Origin of the sequence: Marinobacter lipolyticus, assembly GCF_018424605.1 — a bacterium.
In the GTDB taxonomy this organism is placed as follows: domain Bacteria; phylum Pseudomonadota; class Gammaproteobacteria; order Pseudomonadales; family Oleiphilaceae; genus Marinobacter; species Marinobacter lipolyticus_B.
The window spans coordinates 204,365-219,621 of record NZ_QTKT01000005.1 but is presented as its reverse complement, the minus strand read 5'-3'; the positions used below and the strand labels follow the sequence as shown (position 1 = coordinate 219,621).

At 53.7% G+C, this 15,257-nt stretch carries 12 protein-coding genes; 1 reads left to right on the top strand and 11 read right to left on the bottom strand.

The genetic code is table 11. From position 1 onward, the window contains the following. Nucleotides 1-21 precede the first annotated feature (21 nt). Complete coding sequence (locus DYI22_RS09540; RefSeq protein ID WP_213477828.1) at nucleotides 22-2,022, top strand: tetratricopeptide repeat protein; 2,001 nt, start codon at nucleotides 22-24, stop codon at nucleotides 2,020-2,022. 104 nt (nucleotides 2,023-2,126) lie between these two features. Here DYI22_RS09540 and sbcB read toward each other — a convergent pair whose 3' ends face one another. The 11 genes from sbcB to DYI22_RS09485 form a co-directional block, all read right to left on the bottom strand. Beyond that, a complete protein-coding gene (gene sbcB / locus DYI22_RS09535) occupies nucleotides 2,127-3,575 on the bottom strand; it encodes an exodeoxyribonuclease I (RefSeq protein WP_213477827.1) in 1,449 nt (482 codons plus the stop codon). 57 nt (nucleotides 3,576-3,632) lie between these two features. Then, nucleotides 3,633-4,517 (bottom strand): hypothetical protein, encoded by an 885-nt coding sequence (locus DYI22_RS09530; RefSeq protein ID WP_213477826.1) that lies wholly within the window; start codon nucleotides 4,515-4,517, stop codon nucleotides 3,633-3,635. 320 nt (nucleotides 4,518-4,837) lie between these two features. Next, entirely contained in the window at nucleotides 4,838-5,206 is a 369-nt protein-coding gene (locus DYI22_RS09525) for a histone-like nucleoid-structuring protein, MvaT/MvaU family (protein ID WP_213477825.1), read from the bottom strand. 145 nt (nucleotides 5,207-5,351) lie between these two features. Next, on the bottom strand, nucleotides 5,352-6,614 hold the full coding sequence (gene tviB, locus DYI22_RS09520; RefSeq protein ID WP_213477885.1) for a Vi polysaccharide biosynthesis UDP-N-acetylglucosamine C-6 dehydrogenase TviB: 1,263 nt from the start codon (nucleotides 6,612-6,614) through the stop codon (nucleotides 5,352-5,354). Between the two features lie 37 nt (nucleotides 6,615-6,651). Continuing rightward, nucleotides 6,652-8,145 (bottom strand): MBL fold metallo-hydrolase RNA specificity domain-containing protein, encoded by a 1,494-nt coding sequence (locus DYI22_RS09515; protein WP_213477824.1) that lies wholly within the window; start codon nucleotides 8,143-8,145, stop codon nucleotides 6,652-6,654. A gap of 41 nt (nucleotides 8,146-8,186) precedes the next feature. Then, complete coding sequence (locus DYI22_RS09510) at nucleotides 8,187-10,130, bottom strand: polysaccharide biosynthesis protein (protein ID WP_228300935.1); 1,944 nt, start codon at nucleotides 10,128-10,130, stop codon at nucleotides 8,187-8,189. Beyond that, entirely contained in the window at nucleotides 10,130-11,296 is a 1,167-nt protein-coding gene (locus DYI22_RS09505; protein ID WP_213477823.1) for a DegT/DnrJ/EryC1/StrS family aminotransferase, read from the bottom strand. Before DYI22_RS09505 ends, DYI22_RS09510 begins: the two co-directional genes overlap by 1 nt. Nucleotides 11,297-11,308: 12 nt before the next feature. Further along, nucleotides 11,309-11,941 (bottom strand): acetyltransferase, encoded by a 633-nt coding sequence (locus DYI22_RS09500; protein ID WP_228300934.1) that lies wholly within the window; start codon nucleotides 11,939-11,941, stop codon nucleotides 11,309-11,311. Continuing rightward, nucleotides 11,941-12,537 carry a sugar transferase gene (locus DYI22_RS09495; protein WP_213477822.1) on the bottom strand — a complete coding sequence of 199 codons (597 nt, stop codon included), beginning with the start codon at nucleotides 12,535-12,537 and terminating at the stop codon, nucleotides 11,941-11,943. The genes DYI22_RS09500 and DYI22_RS09495 overlap by 1 nt, the downstream gene beginning before the upstream one ends. A 29-nt stretch (nucleotides 12,538-12,566) precedes the next feature. Continuing rightward, nucleotides 12,567-13,835 carry a glycosyltransferase family 4 protein gene (locus tag DYI22_RS09490; RefSeq protein WP_228300933.1) on the bottom strand — a complete coding sequence of 423 codons (1,269 nt, stop codon included), beginning with the start codon at nucleotides 13,833-13,835 and terminating at the stop codon, nucleotides 12,567-12,569. Next, on the bottom strand, nucleotides 13,835-14,956 hold the full coding sequence (locus DYI22_RS09485; protein ID WP_213477821.1) for a glycosyltransferase family 4 protein: 1,122 nt from the start codon (nucleotides 14,954-14,956) through the stop codon (nucleotides 13,835-13,837). Before DYI22_RS09485 ends, DYI22_RS09490 begins: the two co-directional genes overlap by 1 nt. Nucleotides 14,957-15,257: the final 301 nt, after the last annotated feature.

Sequence of the window (15,257 nt, the reverse complement as noted above, 5' to 3'; positions counted from 1 at the left end):
AAGAAAGGCAAGAGGTGTCCCATGCAAGCACAGCATCACATTCAGGCTTCAGAATCCCGGCAGGCGCATGTGGCGCGGCTGGTGTTGCAGGCAAACCTGGCCTATGGCGAGTCCAACAGCGGGGCCGGGTCGTTTGTTCAACGACTCAATGCGCGGCATGAATCCCGCAGCTACCTGGATGAGGCGCTGGCGCTGGAGCCGGATCACGCCGGTGCGCTGGGCCTGCTGGGGCGGGTGGAACTGGATGATGGTCAGCTTGAGAAGGCCCATGCGCTGTTCAACGCCAGCCTGACCCACCAGCCGGATCAGGCGCAGCAGTACGCCAACCTCGGCTACTGGGCGATGAAGAGTGAACGCCCGGCGCTGGCGGAGCAGTATTTCCTGCAGGCGCTGGAGCTTGACCGGCAATCCGCCGCCGCTTTTTGTGGTGTTGCCCACGCCAAACGGCTGCAGGGGCAGTTTGATGTAGCCTACCTGCATTACCGCAAGCTGCTGGAAACCGGCGCCCAGTGGGAATCGGTCTACAGCGGCATGATGACCTGCGCCGCACAGCTGAACGTGAACAAGGCCGACGCCACCCTGGCGCAGGATGCCATCGCGCTGCTGAACAAAGACGGCCTACCCCATCAGGAACTGGGTCAGTTTGTGGCAGCCATCATTCGCCAGCAATACGATCTGGACAATCCACAGGCCCAGATTGTGCTGGATGCGGCCAGTGAAGACGAGCTGCTGATTCTGGCGCTGGAAAAAACCTTGATGCCGGACCCGGCGGTAGAAGAGCTGGTCACCCTGCTCCGTCGAGCCGTGATTGCTGAAGTGGCGCATACCGCGGAACTGAGGGAAGAGCTGCAGCCACTCACGCTGGCGCTGGCCCGCTACGCCGACCGCACCGGCTACGCCCTGACAGCGGACGAAGACGAAGAGCGCCTGATCGACACCATCAACAACAGCATCAGTGCGCAGCTTGCAATGGGTGAACCCCAGGACGCGATCACCGGGTCTCTGCTGTTGAGCGCCCTTTACAGCGCGCTGTTCCATCAAGACTTTGCGATGGATCTTGGCCGCTGGAGCCTGGTGGACTGGCCTCTGGCGATGCAGCCGGTACTGGCCGCCAGCTACTACGACCGCGCCGCCGAAGAAGCCATCAAACAGAATTTTGACGAGAAAGCCGACGAGCTGTGCCTCGATAAGGCTGACGTGCCCCAGGCCTGGCCGAGCTGGTCACAACTGGCGTACCGCGCGGAAAGCAGCCTGAAGGTGCTAATGGCGGAAGAACTCAGACTCGCCACCGACAACCTGCCCGCCACACTGCGGATCATGGTGTGTGGCGCCCAATCCGGCCAGCGTGCCATGGAACTGGCGCACTATCTGGACGATGTGGAAGTCATCGCCGTGGACGAGTCCCTGGCCAACATCGCCAAGGCCTCCCGTATGGCCAACGACATGGGCATCGACAACATCGTTTTCTGGCCCTGGTCCATCGCCCAACGATTTGTTGCCGATGGTCACAAGGTGCATTGGGTGGAAGTGGGGCGCCTGCCCTCCACGGCGATGACCGAAGTATCCCTGGCGGCACTGGTCAGTTCAGCCACCCAGAACGGCGCCGTGGTGCACATGCACACCGCCGTGGCCGAGCAGACCGAGGGTGATCGCCGCATTCGCCAGTTGATCAGCCAGCACAAGCTCTCGCCCACCCGCACCGCCCTGCGTCAGCTTCGACGCATCGTGCTGAACAACAAAGAGGACGGCGCGTGGCAAAGCCTGCTCAACGAGGAAGACTTCTATTCCCTCGGCGGCTGCCGCGACCGCTGGTTCCGTCCACAGGACATTCACCAGCTGAAAGAAATGATGGCACTGGTGAGCAACGAGGTGGAGTGGAAACTGATCAAAGCACGGGATTCCGATGGCCATAGCCTGGCGACCGGGCCAGTACAGAAACTGGTGCAGGCCGAGGCGCTGGGCAGCGAGGTGCTAAGCCTCGTGGGTCAGGGGCTGAGCGTGTACTTCATGAAGCGGCGGTGAGGGGGTGTCGGATTACGCCTGCGGCTAATCCGACCTACGGGGGAGGTGGCAGTGGCAATAGTAGGTCGGATTAGGCAAAGCCGTAATCCGACACCGAGGCCGGGTTACATATAAGGAATCAACGACTCCCCATACAGATGCAGATCCTCCAGGATCTGCATTTTTTCTGGCGCCAGCGCCGGATCCGCTGCCAGCCGCTGCAACTCATGCCCGTAGGCCTCCAGTGAGCGCCAGCCCTTTTTCGGCTGCATCAGACGCTGGCTGCGGAAGCTTTCCCAGCGTTCCACTTCCTCGCCCATCAGACTGCCAGGATAATTCCGGGCACGATAACGGAACAGCATTTCCGGCAACCGCTCGTCGTCAAAGCGCACATCCAGTTCACCCAGGGTTTCTACCGGCTGCTGCAGCACCCAGTTCAGTTTCTCGCGATCGGTCTTGCTGATAAATCCGCCGGCATACAGCTGCTCGTCCGGATCGGTCAGGTCGCTGCCCTCAAAATCCTGATTAAAGGCCTCGGCAATGCGGGCCGGCAGGTCCGGGGCTTTCCTGAGCATCGCCAGATGGGCACGAAGTTGCTCACCATTGAGCTGCAACTCATCCAGCCGTTCCGGTGACAGGGTCGAGAGCATCGTCGGCGGCGCCAGTACCGGGCATTTGTTCAGTTGCACACCCTTGAGCGGAAATCGGCTTTTCCCCTCCCCCAACTCAGCCTGAGAAGTGAATACCCGCTCACGAATCTGGTCAACACTGGCGTCGATCAACTCGCTGGGGTCTTCCCGCAAGTCGTAAACAATCACCAGGTTCTTGTTGGTGGGGTGCTCGGCCACCGGAGCGACCATGGCGCAGCACCCGCGAGACGCAGGGTATTTGGCCGAAATGTGGAACACCGGCTTCAGGGTGGCGGTGTCCAGCATCGCCCGGGCGGAGTGTTTGTCTTTGTTGTTCAGCACAAAATCAAACAGCTTGGGCTGCTTGTCCTTTATCAGCTTGGCCACGGCAATGGTGGCTTCCACGTCAGACATGGCATCGTGCGCCGCCTCGTGGGCGATGCCATTGGCCACGGTCAGCTCTTCGAGGCGAAAGCTCGGGTTGCCGTCTTCTTTGCGCGGCCAGTTGATGCCCTCCGGCCGTAACGCGTACGTCAGCCGCACCATATCAATAATGTCCCAGCGTGAGTTCCCATTCTGCCACTCACGGCCGTAGGGATCGCGCAGGTTGCGGTACAGGGCATGGCGGGTCACTTCGTCATCAAAGCGCAGGCTGTTGTAGCCCACCACGCAGGTGCCGGGCTGACTGAACGCTTCGTTAATCTGCGCGATAAACTCGGCTTCGGGAAACCCGTCTTCCAGGGCCTTCTGGGGGGTAATGCCGGTAATCAGGCAGGCTTCGGGCGATGGCAGGTAGTCGTCCGCCGGTTTACAGTAAATCACCAGCGGGTCTTCGATGATGTTCAGGTCCGCATCGGTCCGCACACCGGCAAACTGCGAGGGACGGTCATGAACCGGGTCCACGCCGAAGGTTTCATAATCGTGCCAGTAGAAAGTGCGGATCACCGGGAAAGCTCCTGCGTCAGGTTAATGGACCAGACGCAGTGTAGTGGAATCCGACAATCAGAACATCCCCGTGCCGCGGTCGATGTAGTGGGTCTGCTCCCGCGGAATTCCGTTCTGGAACACTGTGGTTGCGTCCAGGGTCATGCTGGTCGGCAGATTGAGAAACACACCTTTTCCGGCCTCAATCACGTTACCGCCTTCGGGGCTCTGCCAGTTCACACCTTCGCGTTGGAACGAAAGAAAAAAGTCGTTGGTGAATTTGGCGGGGTCTCCCTCAGCGTCTGGCGCGTCGCCAATGTCCAGGGTGCGCAGAAAATTCAGGGGCGCGCACTGACCACCGCCGTCAACGCTGCAATCGGTGGCCGCGTCGGCAATGCCGAAATGGGTGGCGCGGAAATTGGTGGCGTTGGTGTTCGCATCAAACAGGGTTGCGGGCGTGATGGTGCCATCTGCCTGCTCGATCTGTAGGCCGATATTGCCGCTGAACGATTCCATATCCGACGAGAAGGTACCGCGGGCCTGTTTGAAGCCCATGCGGAAACCGGCCAGTTGGTTATCCACTTCCGCCAGTTCAATGTAGGGTTTCAGGCCGACGAACGGAACCGCATCGCCCTTGCTGTAAGTCTGCCCGTCAATGCGCTGAACGCCGTCTTCACGGGCAATATGGCCCAGCGCAACATTGCTGGCCTGAAAATCGGCTCCGCCATCAATGCTCCCGAGAGTGACACTGTCCGCGTTCACGCGGGTTTCCGCATCAATGGTCAGCGACATGCGCGTGAACTGATGAGTACCGTCATCCAGGTTCTCGATGCTCATGAATCCCTGCCCCTGCACCTCACTCATTTCCTGCTCGGAAATAGGTTCCAGCTCTGCCTGGGCAACGGGCACCATACCCAGGCAAGCCAGTGCAAGAACAGCGTATCCGTACGCGTTCTTTTTCATCGTTCTGTGTCTCTGATTGGTGTTGTTTGAGCCTGCTACTGCGTGTTCCGACGCCCGGCTCACTGCCTGCGGTGTTTTTTATGGAGTTCGTGCCCGCTTGGACAGGCGGCTGCTCTGATGAGCTTTGTAACGATATGTTTCTTATTGGCCGCAAATGCACTATAGCTCAGGCACTGAAGCCAATAGAGTGAGCGCCGTCACATTGGGGGATTACAAAACGACAAGGAAAGGGGGAGTTTGATGTGGGTCACAGATGATGGAAAGGAGTATGAAAAGAAGTGCGGAACGCCCTCCCCCAGCAGGAGAGGGCGCAGAGAGATTCAGTCCTGCTGCCAGCCCTGAACCGCTTCTTTACCGTGCTTCTGACGCCACTCATTCAGCGTCTTGTGATTGCCGCCACGGGTTTTCACCACTTCACCGGTGTGCGGGTTCTTGTAAGTCTTCAGGGGGCGCTTGGCGCGGGTGCCGGTGGATGTGTCGGCTTTCGCTCCGGCTACCGAAGGATCAATGGCACTCAGAATCTGCAGTACGTCTTTTGGTGCCTTATTGTACTGCTTCATCAGGTCACGAACTTTATTCTCGAATTCCAGTTCGCTCTTCAGAGCCTGATCCTGTTCCAGCTGGGCCAGTTCTTCAGAGAGCTTTTCCATAAGCTGTTTTTTCTGGTAGTAATCGTTAATCTTCGCCATGAATAAAAACCCTTATGTTTTATGACCAAAAGTCGTCACAAATAATAAGTTAAATACTGTCATTTAGCAAAGCTATTTATTTACCAAGCGGTAATAAAAAACCAGCCCGAAGGCTGGTTTTAAATAGCAAGAAACCAAATACTATTTACAGTCTTAAATCGGCTTCGCCCAAGGGAAGTACACCTTTCAGGTCGAAGAGCACGCCGTTGTCTTTCAGATAACCCCGAATTTCTTTTGAAGACAGTGCAGCGTATTCCCGGTGAGGCACGGCAAGAAGCACCGCGTCGTAGTGTGCGTTTTTCGCATTATCTATTAAAGAAACACCGTATTCATGCTCGGCTTCATCGTTGTCTGCCCAGCAATCGGTGATATCAACCGTACAACCAAAATCACGCAGCTCTTTAACCACATCAATTACGCGGGTATTACGCAGATCCGGGCAGTTTTCCTTGAAGGTAAACCCCATCACCAATACACGGGCATTGGCAATGGTATGGCCAGCCTTGATCATCGCCTTAACCAATTCCGCCGCCGCATAAGGGCCCATATTGTCATTCACGCGGCGCCCGGAAAGAATAATCTCCGGGTGATAACCAATGGCCTGGGCCTTGTGGGTCAGATAGTAAGGATCCACCCCGATACAATGCCCGCCCACCAGGCCCGGCTTGAACGGCAGGAAGTTCCATTTGGTGCCCGCGGCAGCCAGCACTTCATGGGTATCAATCTTCAGGCGGGAGAAAATCATCGACAGCTCGTTCATCAGCGCGATGTTCAGATCGCGCTGGGTGTTTTCGATCACCTTGGCCGCCTCCGCCACTTTAATTGAACTCGCTTTGTGGGTTCCCGCGGTAATGATACCGGCATACAGTGCGTCTACTTCATCCGCAATCTCCGGAGTTGAGCCGGACGTCACTTTCATAATGGTGGTAACACGGTGCTCTTTATCACCGGGATTGATTCGCTCGGGGCTGTAACCCGCATAGAAATCCTGGTTGAATGCCAGGCCAGAGACTTTTTCCAGAACCGGAACACACACCTCTTCGGTCGCACCGGGGTACACCGTGGATTCATAAATAACGATATCGCCCTTCTTGAGCACTTTGCCCACACTTTCGCTGGCCTTAACCAAAGGCGTTAAATCCGGCGTTTTGAACTCATCAATGGGCGTTGGCACGGTCACGATATAAATCTGGCAATCACGAATACCGTCCAGGGAATCCGTAAATGACAAATCACCCGCCGCGGCCAACTCCTCAGAAGACACCTCCCGTGTAAGGTCCACGCCGTCTTTCAGTTCGGCGATTCGCTTGGCGTTAATATCAAATCCGACCACCTTACGCTTTTCACCGAATGCCACAGCCAATGGCAGACCCACGTATCCCAAGCCAATAACGGCAATTGTCTTCATCATTTAGCTAATCCTATTCATTCGAGCGTTAAAGGCACTATTGAGGAATCATTATCCCTGTTAGCCCTAAACCTTGGAACCTGTTCTTCAGTGCCCGCTTGGCGGCCGGATCACCGTGCACAATCCGGATCTCCGATGGCGGCAGGCCGATACCTGCTACGAAACGAAGCAAATCAGCCTGCCCTGCGTGGGCCGAATAACCACCCACCTGGTGCACCTGCGCGCGAATGTCGTATCGTTCGCCGTCCAGCTCTACCCAGCCGCCACGGGGTCCATAATTCAGAATGTCACGCCCAGGCGTGCCGGCCGCCTGGTAACCCACGAACAGCACATCGTTGCGCTCATCCCCCAACATCGCCTTGAGGTAATTCACCACCCTTCCCCCGGCGCACATGCCGGAACCGGCCAGCACCACACAGGGCCGGTTGGTACGGGCCAAATAATCCACCGCTTCCAGATGATCCCGGTGATCGTCAATGACTGTCAGTTGCTCGAACGACAACGGGTGGCGACCTTCGCGAACCAGTGCCATTGCCTCATCATCCCAGTATGGCCGTAGCCGGTCATAAATCCGGGTGAACTCCGCAGCCAGAGGGGAATCCACCACAATTTCCAGGTTATTCCAAGTTAAAGGCTGATTTGTCGGATTACGGCATTGCCTGATCCGACCTACAGGTTCGCCTTCTTCACCGTAAGTCGGATTAGCGTCGCCCCGCGACGCGTTATCCGACTTCCCGGCATCAATGGAATCATCCCCGAACTCCTCAATCAGGCTTTCAATCTCATACAGCAACTCCTGCGTACGCCCGATACTGAAGGCAGGCACCAGCACCGTACCTCCATCCGCCAGCGCATGCTCCAGTATCGCCTTCAAGCGGTAACGCCGGGTTTCCCGATCTTCGTGGTCCTTATCACCGTAGGTGCTCTCGATGACCAGGCGATCGGCCTTTTCAGGCGGCTGAGGCTCCGGTAGCAGCGACGCATGGGGCGCACCGAGATCCCCGCTGAACACGATACGCTCCCGGGCGGAACATGCATGGGCATCGCACTCAACATACGCTGACCCCAGAATGTGCCCGGCCCGCTGTAACCGAACCTGCAGCGCAGCGTCGTCCTCATCAAACACCGAATGCCACTGGCCGTAGGGCACTGCCACAACCCGCGAGCGAATCAGGCCAAGAACCCGTTCGATCAGAGCACGGTCCCGGGTAAACCCAATTTTGAGCGCATCCTCCAGAATTTCCGGCAGCATGATCGCGGACGGTTCCGAACAGATGATCGGCCCGTCAAAACCGGCAGCCAGCAGATAGGGAATACGCCCCACATGATCAATGTGAACGTGGGTTACGATCAACGCACGAATGTGCTCAATGGGAAAATCGATGGCGAGATTATGGGCGCCTGAGCCATGGCCTTTTTCCTCGCCCTGGAACAGCCCGCAATCAATCAGAACGCCTGAATTACCGACGATGAGTTCGTGACAGGAGCCGGTGACGCCTGCGGTGGCGCCGTGGTGTTTGATATCAATCATTACAACGTCCGTGTTTAAGAGGGAAACTTATCCGGGAAAAGCTACACCGGTAATCGACGAACATTGCCTTCATTCGTCACAGCAGGTGGCTGCGTAGACCCCACACACCAAACCAGATCCGCCACCTCACCATTCGGCGCGTACCCGGTAGGTGCCGTACGCAGCACCTCCACCACAGAGCGGCAGTCAAAGCTCTGGCTAGCCCGCATCAGCTTATCAAGTGTAGCTTCCACCTCCGTCCACGACATGGAAGCTTCCCGCGCCATCATAATGCGCGGGTGGGCGGTACCCTGCGGGTCGTCGCCGATCAGCAGCTCCTCATACAATTTCTCGCCGGGGCGCAAACCGGTGTATACCACCTCCACGTCACCATCGGGATCGTCCTCGGTTTTTTCTTCCAGACCCATCAGGTGAATCATCTTCCGGGCAAGGTCGGCAATTTTCACCGGCTCGCCCATGTCCAGCACAAACACTTCACCGCCGACCCCCATGCTGCCGGCTTGCAACACCAACTGGCTTGCCTCCGGAATGGTCATGAAATAGCGGATGATATCCGGATGGGTCACCGTAAGCGGGCCACCGTCACGAATTTGATCGCGGAACAATGGAACTACGGAGCCGGAGGAACCTAGCACATTGCCAAACCGCACCATGGAAAATACCGTGTTAGTCTGGCGCTGGGCCAGGCCCTGTAAAACCAGCTCCGCCAGGCGCTTGCTGGCCCCCATAACATTGGTAGGCCGCACCGCCTTATCAGTGGAAATCAGCACAAAGCGCTCAACATCTGCGGCCACTGCTGCTTCGGCTGCATGCCAAGTGCCGAACACATTGTTCTGAACACCTTCGATCACATTGTGTTCTACCAGAGGTACATGCTTGTACGCCGCGGCGTGATAGACAGTCTGAATTCCAAAGGCTTTCATGACGGTTTCACAGCGGCGACGATGCGAAACACTCCCCAGAAGGGGGTGCAACTCTACCCCGAGCCCCTCGACTAAGTTGATGGACTGAAGTTCCCGCTCAATGGCGTACAGAGAGAATTCCGATTGTTCGAACAGCACCAAAGTGCGGGGCTTGTGACGAAGAATCTGGCGACACAACTCGGACCCGATGGAACCACCGGCGCCGGTTACCATTACCGCCTTCTGATACAGACTGTCCGCGACAATGGCAGTATCAGGCCGCACTGGGTCACGACCCAACAGATCCTCAATTTCCAGATCACGAATATCATTAATACGTGCCTGACCGGCCACCAGCTCGGACATGGAAGGCACCGTTTGCACCGGCAAGGAGAGAGGCTCAAGTTGTTTCAGGAGCGCCTTCCTATCCACTCGGCTATCCGCGTCCAGTGCCAAAAGCAAGCGCTGAACCCGATGTTTGGCCGCGTGCTTAGCAATGTGATCAACACTGACCACCGGCAGACCATTGATCATGGCCTTATGATTGGCCCGCTCAAAGGTAACAAACAACACTGGACGGTATTCGGTACCCTGGCTCAGAGCAGAGGCCAGCTGCATGCCAGTCTGACCCGCGCCGATTATAGCAACAGCCTCCTTGCGGCGTTGGCGGGGGTGATTTACCAGCATACGCACACCAAGGCGAGAGCCACTGACAAACAAGAAAGCCAGGGCGCCGTATATGACTGGCACCGAGCGCGGAACAAATACCTGCAGGAGGTACCCAAGTACAATCAGAGAAAGGCTGGAGAGAGCCACGCCATAAATAATGGTCAGGAAAGCCTTGTCACTCAGATAGCGGATGACCGCACGGTACAACCCCAGACGGATAAACGCCGCGATTGTAAAAAAAACAGTCACGGCTGCGACAACTACCTGATCCCAGTTTGGCACCCACAGATGTTGCTCCAGGCGCAAAGCGAACGCAGCCCAGATAGCGAAAAAAAGAACCACCATGTCAGAGACCACCGAAATGATTCTTTTCTGATATCTGGGGAGATTAAGAAACGTCTCAATCACGCTCATTACAGAAAGTCCCGATTAAGTTCCATCACGACGTCCGTCATCACGTCACAGGTTTTATTTATTTCTTCCCCGGTTAGTGTCGGATGGACCAAAAACATGAGGCTGGTTTCACCGAGCTCCCTCGCAGTCGGGAGTGGCTTCTCCGGGCGCCAACTGGTGTTATCAAATGCCCTTTCAAGATAGACCTCAGAGCACGAGCCTGAAAAACAGGGAACACCGTTCTCATTGATTGCCCTCATTATGTCGTCCCGATTGCCCGACTCAACAAAAACATAGCATTTGTAAGCGCCGTGCTCGACACACTCCGGCACCTCCGGCACACGCATCCCTGGTAAATTCCGGGCCGTTTCCCAGATCCTCCTGGCATTGTTCAAACGGATACTATGCCACTCATCCATTCGCGTGAGCTGCACACGGCCAATCGCCGCTTGCATTTCTGTCATCCGCCAATTAGTGCCGAATGAATCATGCAACCAACGGAACCCCGGGGGATGCTCCCGCTCATAGACGGCCTCCCAGCTCTTGCCATGATCCTTAAATGACCACATTCGGGACCAAAGCGCGGAGTCATTGGTAGTCACCATACCGCCTTCTCCACCAGTGGTCATGATCTTATCCTGGCAGAACGACCAGCACCCCACATCGCCAAGCCCACCGACCGACCGCCCACTGTACTTCGCGCCGTGGGCCTGCGCACAATCTTCAATCAGAAACAGTCCGAATTCGTCCGCCAGTGCCCGAAACGCTTCCATTTCACAGGGCCAGCCCGCCAAATGCACACAGACAATTGCTTTGGTCTGCCGTGTCAGAACCAATCGAACAGTGTCTGGAGTGACGTTTTGTGAATCACGATCAACATCCGCAAATATTGGTGTCGCTCCGGCTGTTACGATAGCCGAAACGGAAGCCAGAAAGGTTCGGGATGTAACAACGACTTCGTCTCCGGGCCCGATACCGAGCCCCCTCAAAGCCAAATCCAGCGCTACCGTGCCGTTCGCAACTGCAATGGCGTATTCCGTCTCAGCGAACTCTGCAAATTCCCGTTCGAACTTGCGCCCCTCCTGACCAGTCCAGTAATTGACTTTATTGGACAAAAGAACGTTCTTTACGGTACAGGCTTCCTCTTCAGTGAATGAGGGCCATGGCGAAAACGATGAACTCAACATACTTGACTCAAATTAGGAGATTTTTCGATTAAGAACCCGGGCCGGGCTACCAATCACAGTCGTGCCAGCAGGAACATCACGGGTAACCACTGCGCCCATACCCACAACCGAAAATTTACCGACCTCAACTAACTGCTTAACGGACGCAGAAGCTCCAATCCAGCTCCCAGCACCTATCTGTACACCGCCCGCCAACACCGCATTAGGGCTGATATGAACGAAGGCATCAAGCTGACAGTCATGCTCGATAACAGCACCAGTATTGATAATGCTGCCCTCACCCACCATCGCGCAAGCATTTACCACGGCATTGGCAAAGACGACAGAGCCCGCCTTTATCAGGGCGTAGCGACTGACGTGGGCCGCAGGATGCACAATGGTCACCAACTTTGCGCCAAGCCCCATCAGCTGTTGCTGCTTCTGCCTTCGAATTCGGTTATCACCGATTGCGACGACTATCCCATCAAACCCGCTCATTCTGGCAAAAAGCTCAGCATTCCCCCCCTCAACCGTCCAAGGACCATTTGACTCGAGATTTGGCCAGGCATCATCAAAAAAGCAAACCTCTTGCCAGCCACTTAACTCTGCAGCGTCTGCAACTACTTTACCGTGACCGCTGGCTCCCAATATAGCAAGGCGCATCATCAGTCTTTGTTCCCCGTAAAACGAGACATTGTCACCTCACCTTCGCCCCTGATCCCATCCCGAATCAGCACTTTCTTGAGAGTGAAAAACAAAATTTTCAAATCCAACCAGAGACTACGGTTATCCACATACCAGACATCGAGTCGGAACTTTTGCTCCCAAGAAATAGCGTTGCGACCATTTACTTGCGCCCAACCCGTTAAGCCAGGCCTGACTTCATGGCGGCGGTATTGCATCTTGGAGTAGAGAGGAAGGTATTCCATTAGTAAAGGGCGAGGGCCTACCAAACTCATTTCACCTCTGAGCACGTTCCATAATTCAGGCAATTCATCGAGGCTAGTTGAACGCAGAAATCTACCGAATTTCGTCATACGCTGATTATCAGGAAGGAGTTTACCCTGCTTATCTACGCCATCCAGCATGCTTCGGAACTTAATCATCAGGAAAGGCTTACCATCCTTTCCCGGGCGAATTTGACGAAAAAAGATGGGAGAGCCGAGCTTTCGACGAACCTGGACAGCGACAATAGCAATAACCGGCGCTAAAAGTAAAAGACCGATTCCAGAAGCGATAATATCAAAAAGTCGTTTAAGCATTTAACCCAATGACTCTTATGACCATGAAATTAATGTGGCTTGAAATGATAATGGCCGGGCGCAATTGCAGATGCTTGTTGAGCACGGTCAGCTACAGCTGACTCCAACACTTCAATTAACTGGGCCGCCAATACCTCGCGGTCGAAGTATGTCTCTGCCAAATTTCGCGCAGCTAGCCCTGCTTGCACCAGCCACTCTCGATTATGCATCTTTTTGTCCAGTGTTTCTGCAACCTCATCAATTGACTTTTGCCACACGGCTAAACCGCAATCGCGTGCGTTAATCAGTTCATGCATCCATCCACCATGGTTAACCAAAATCGGTTTGCCTGCGGCCAAGGCATCAAAAAACTTATTAGCTGAATTTGCCCGAGCTTCTGGCAAATCGGTAACAAGATTGGACGCAACCGTTGCAGCACTCAGCAAGCCTGGCATCTTTTTCTTGGGCAAAGGATCCTCAATGAAAAGATTCTTCTGAAAGACTCCTGCCTTAAACGCAGCGTCTTTCACGTTAAATCTCTCTGCCCCTTCTCCCACAAGGAGAATACGAACATCAGATCCTCGGGCCAGTAACGCTCTTGCTAGATCCACCATATAGTCAACGCCATTTACTTTACCGAAGGTGCCCGCATAGACCAATAGTGGTTTCTGTCCCAACCAATCTCTTTCAGCGCGAAACTTCTGCGCCGCGTCCGCATCATAGGAGAACTCCTGAATGTCGCTACTGTTGGGGATGACAGCAACTTTCTCAGCAGGGTAACCACTACGCACCACACCCTCTTTCATCCCTGGCGACAAAGCAACTACCGCAGACGAGTTTTTGTATGCCCATCGTTCTAACCATTGTGCTGCGAAACGCAGCAGAGGATTATTTAGCGCCCCCATTGCAATCGGCATTTGAGGCCAGAGATCACGGACCTCAAAGACCATTGGAATCTTCTTTTTCCGGGCGGCAGGTATAGCCGGTAGCGCAATGGTCAACGGTGTACTTGTCGCGAATATCACATCTCCTTCCAGCTGGATCGTTTTTCGACGAGCAGCTTTGGCGAAGGACAAAAACGCTGAAATGCGCTCCTTATAACTCATATGGTTCGAATAGGGTACGGGATACCAATGAACATAAATCCCGGCTTCTTCAGTGTCGAACCATCCTTTGCACTGGCTGTTAGATTCGCGGAAGCTAGTCACTATGTGAACTTCATGCCCCGCCCTGACCATACGACGTGCCATTTCATAAGAGCGAGTACCACCTGCCATTTCCGGAGTATTAAAGTACTGGTGTAAATAGATAACCTTCATTAAGGCTTCTCCCCCTTTAACAACTTAGAACAATACTCTCTAGCGATAGCTGCCCAAGAAAATCGATCGCGATAATACGCACTAACACATTCATCAAGGCGTATTCTAGAAGCCTCCAAAATCGCTTCTGCAATCGACTCACTCGAGGAAGGATCACACCTTCGCCCGTGTTCTTCACCCACCAACCCATCCACCCCTTGTCCGCGAGTGTAAACAACTGGCATTCCACATGACAGCGCCTCTATGAATACGAGACCAAATGTTTCATGAAACGAAGGGACTACCAAAACTCCGCCGCCGCAATATTCAGCGGCTAAGCGTTCCTTGCTCACTATACCGTAGGTATTGACGGACATATTCGATAGCAACTCAGCGTCCTTAATAGTTTTATCCAGAAACTCAGGATCTACTGCGCCAAAAACATCAAACTGTACTTTAGAAAACGGCCTTTTCTCTGCCAATAAGATCAGCGCCTTAATCAAGCCCACTAGATTTTTATTCGGACTATCATTACCAACAAAAATAATCCTAAGCACGCTGTCTTGAAAGGCCACGTTCCGAGATCGATAAACTGGATCAATCCCGTTCGTAATTACCGAACTCTTATCACAAAATTCGTTACCATAGATATTCTCAAAGTTTTCCCTCATCGCAATGCTTGGAAATATTACCGACTCGGCATTCTTCAATATTAATCGGCCACAGCTCTTCGAAAAAGGAAAGTATCTCAGATAGAAAAAAACATCACTGTTTCGCACGGTCACAATCAATCGTTTCTTGAAAAAACAAGAAAAAGCGAATCCAACAACCCCATCTGAGAAAAGCGTGTGAGCATGAACGAAGGTCGCCTTTTTTGCGAAGCTACGAACCTCACTATTTCGTAAAAACACCAGAAACTTAAAAATTCCTTTTAACAATATGAACGGACCAATAATACGTGGAACTTTTGAGAAAAAATAATATTTTACACCAGGACTGTCCGCCGCATTCAAAGTTGATCCAGGTTTTGCGGCACATAGCACAAGTTGTTCATTGACGGCGTAAGTTTTACTTAAAGATAAAAACAAATCATTATACACTGAGGAGCCGACAGCATAATTCGCAACGTGAATAATATTCAATCAACCTCCATTTAACTATTTATTGACCCAATTTAGCATAGTTTCACCAAAAAATAAAAAATATTAATATATTTCACAATAAACACTTACACAAAAAAACAGACCAATAACCTGGGCGAAGACTGATTAAATCGTAATCTAATTTTTACCATTTAAGCAATATACCTATGGGACCAGTGACGAAATTAACAATATAAGACCTTCATAACCCGCGCACTAACCCTCTTTAATATCACATCTAAAACAGACAAGATTCATTATCACTCCAGAACACCTTTAAAATATTGATTCTGCACCAGAG

Coding starts and splice junctions, on each gene's coding strand:
- DYI22_RS09505 (WP_213477823.1), bottom strand. CDS start 11,296: ATGTTGAGTTCATCGTTTTCGCCATGGCCCTCATTCACTGAAGAGGAA.
- DYI22_RS09530 (WP_213477826.1), bottom strand. CDS start 4,517: ATGAAAAAGAACGCGTACGGATACGCTGTTCTTGCACTGGCTTGCCTG.
- DYI22_RS09495 (WP_213477822.1), bottom strand. CDS start 12,537: ATGCTTAAACGACTTTTTGATATTATCGCTTCTGGAATCGGTCTTTTA.
- DYI22_RS09500 (WP_228300934.1), bottom strand. CDS start 11,941: ATGATGCGCCTTGCTATATTGGGAGCCAGCGGTCACGGTAAAGTAGTT.
- DYI22_RS09525 (WP_213477825.1), bottom strand. CDS start 5,206: ATGGCGAAGATTAACGATTACTACCAGAAAAAACAGCTTATGGAAAAG.
- DYI22_RS09540 (WP_213477828.1), top strand. CDS start 22: ATGCAAGCACAGCATCACATTCAGGCTTCAGAATCCCGGCAGGCGCAT.
- DYI22_RS09490 (WP_228300933.1), bottom strand. CDS start 13,835: ATGAAGGTTATCTATTTACACCAGTACTTTAATACTCCGGAAATGGCA.
- tviB (WP_213477885.1), bottom strand. CDS start 6,614: ATGAAGACAATTGCCGTTATTGGCTTGGGATACGTGGGTCTGCCATTG.
- DYI22_RS09515 (WP_213477824.1), bottom strand. CDS start 8,145: ATGATTGATATCAAACACCACGGCGCCACCGCAGGCGTCACCGGCTCC.
- DYI22_RS09510 (WP_228300935.1), bottom strand. CDS start 10,130: ATGAGCGTGATTGAGACGTTTCTTAATCTCCCCAGATATCAGAAAAGA.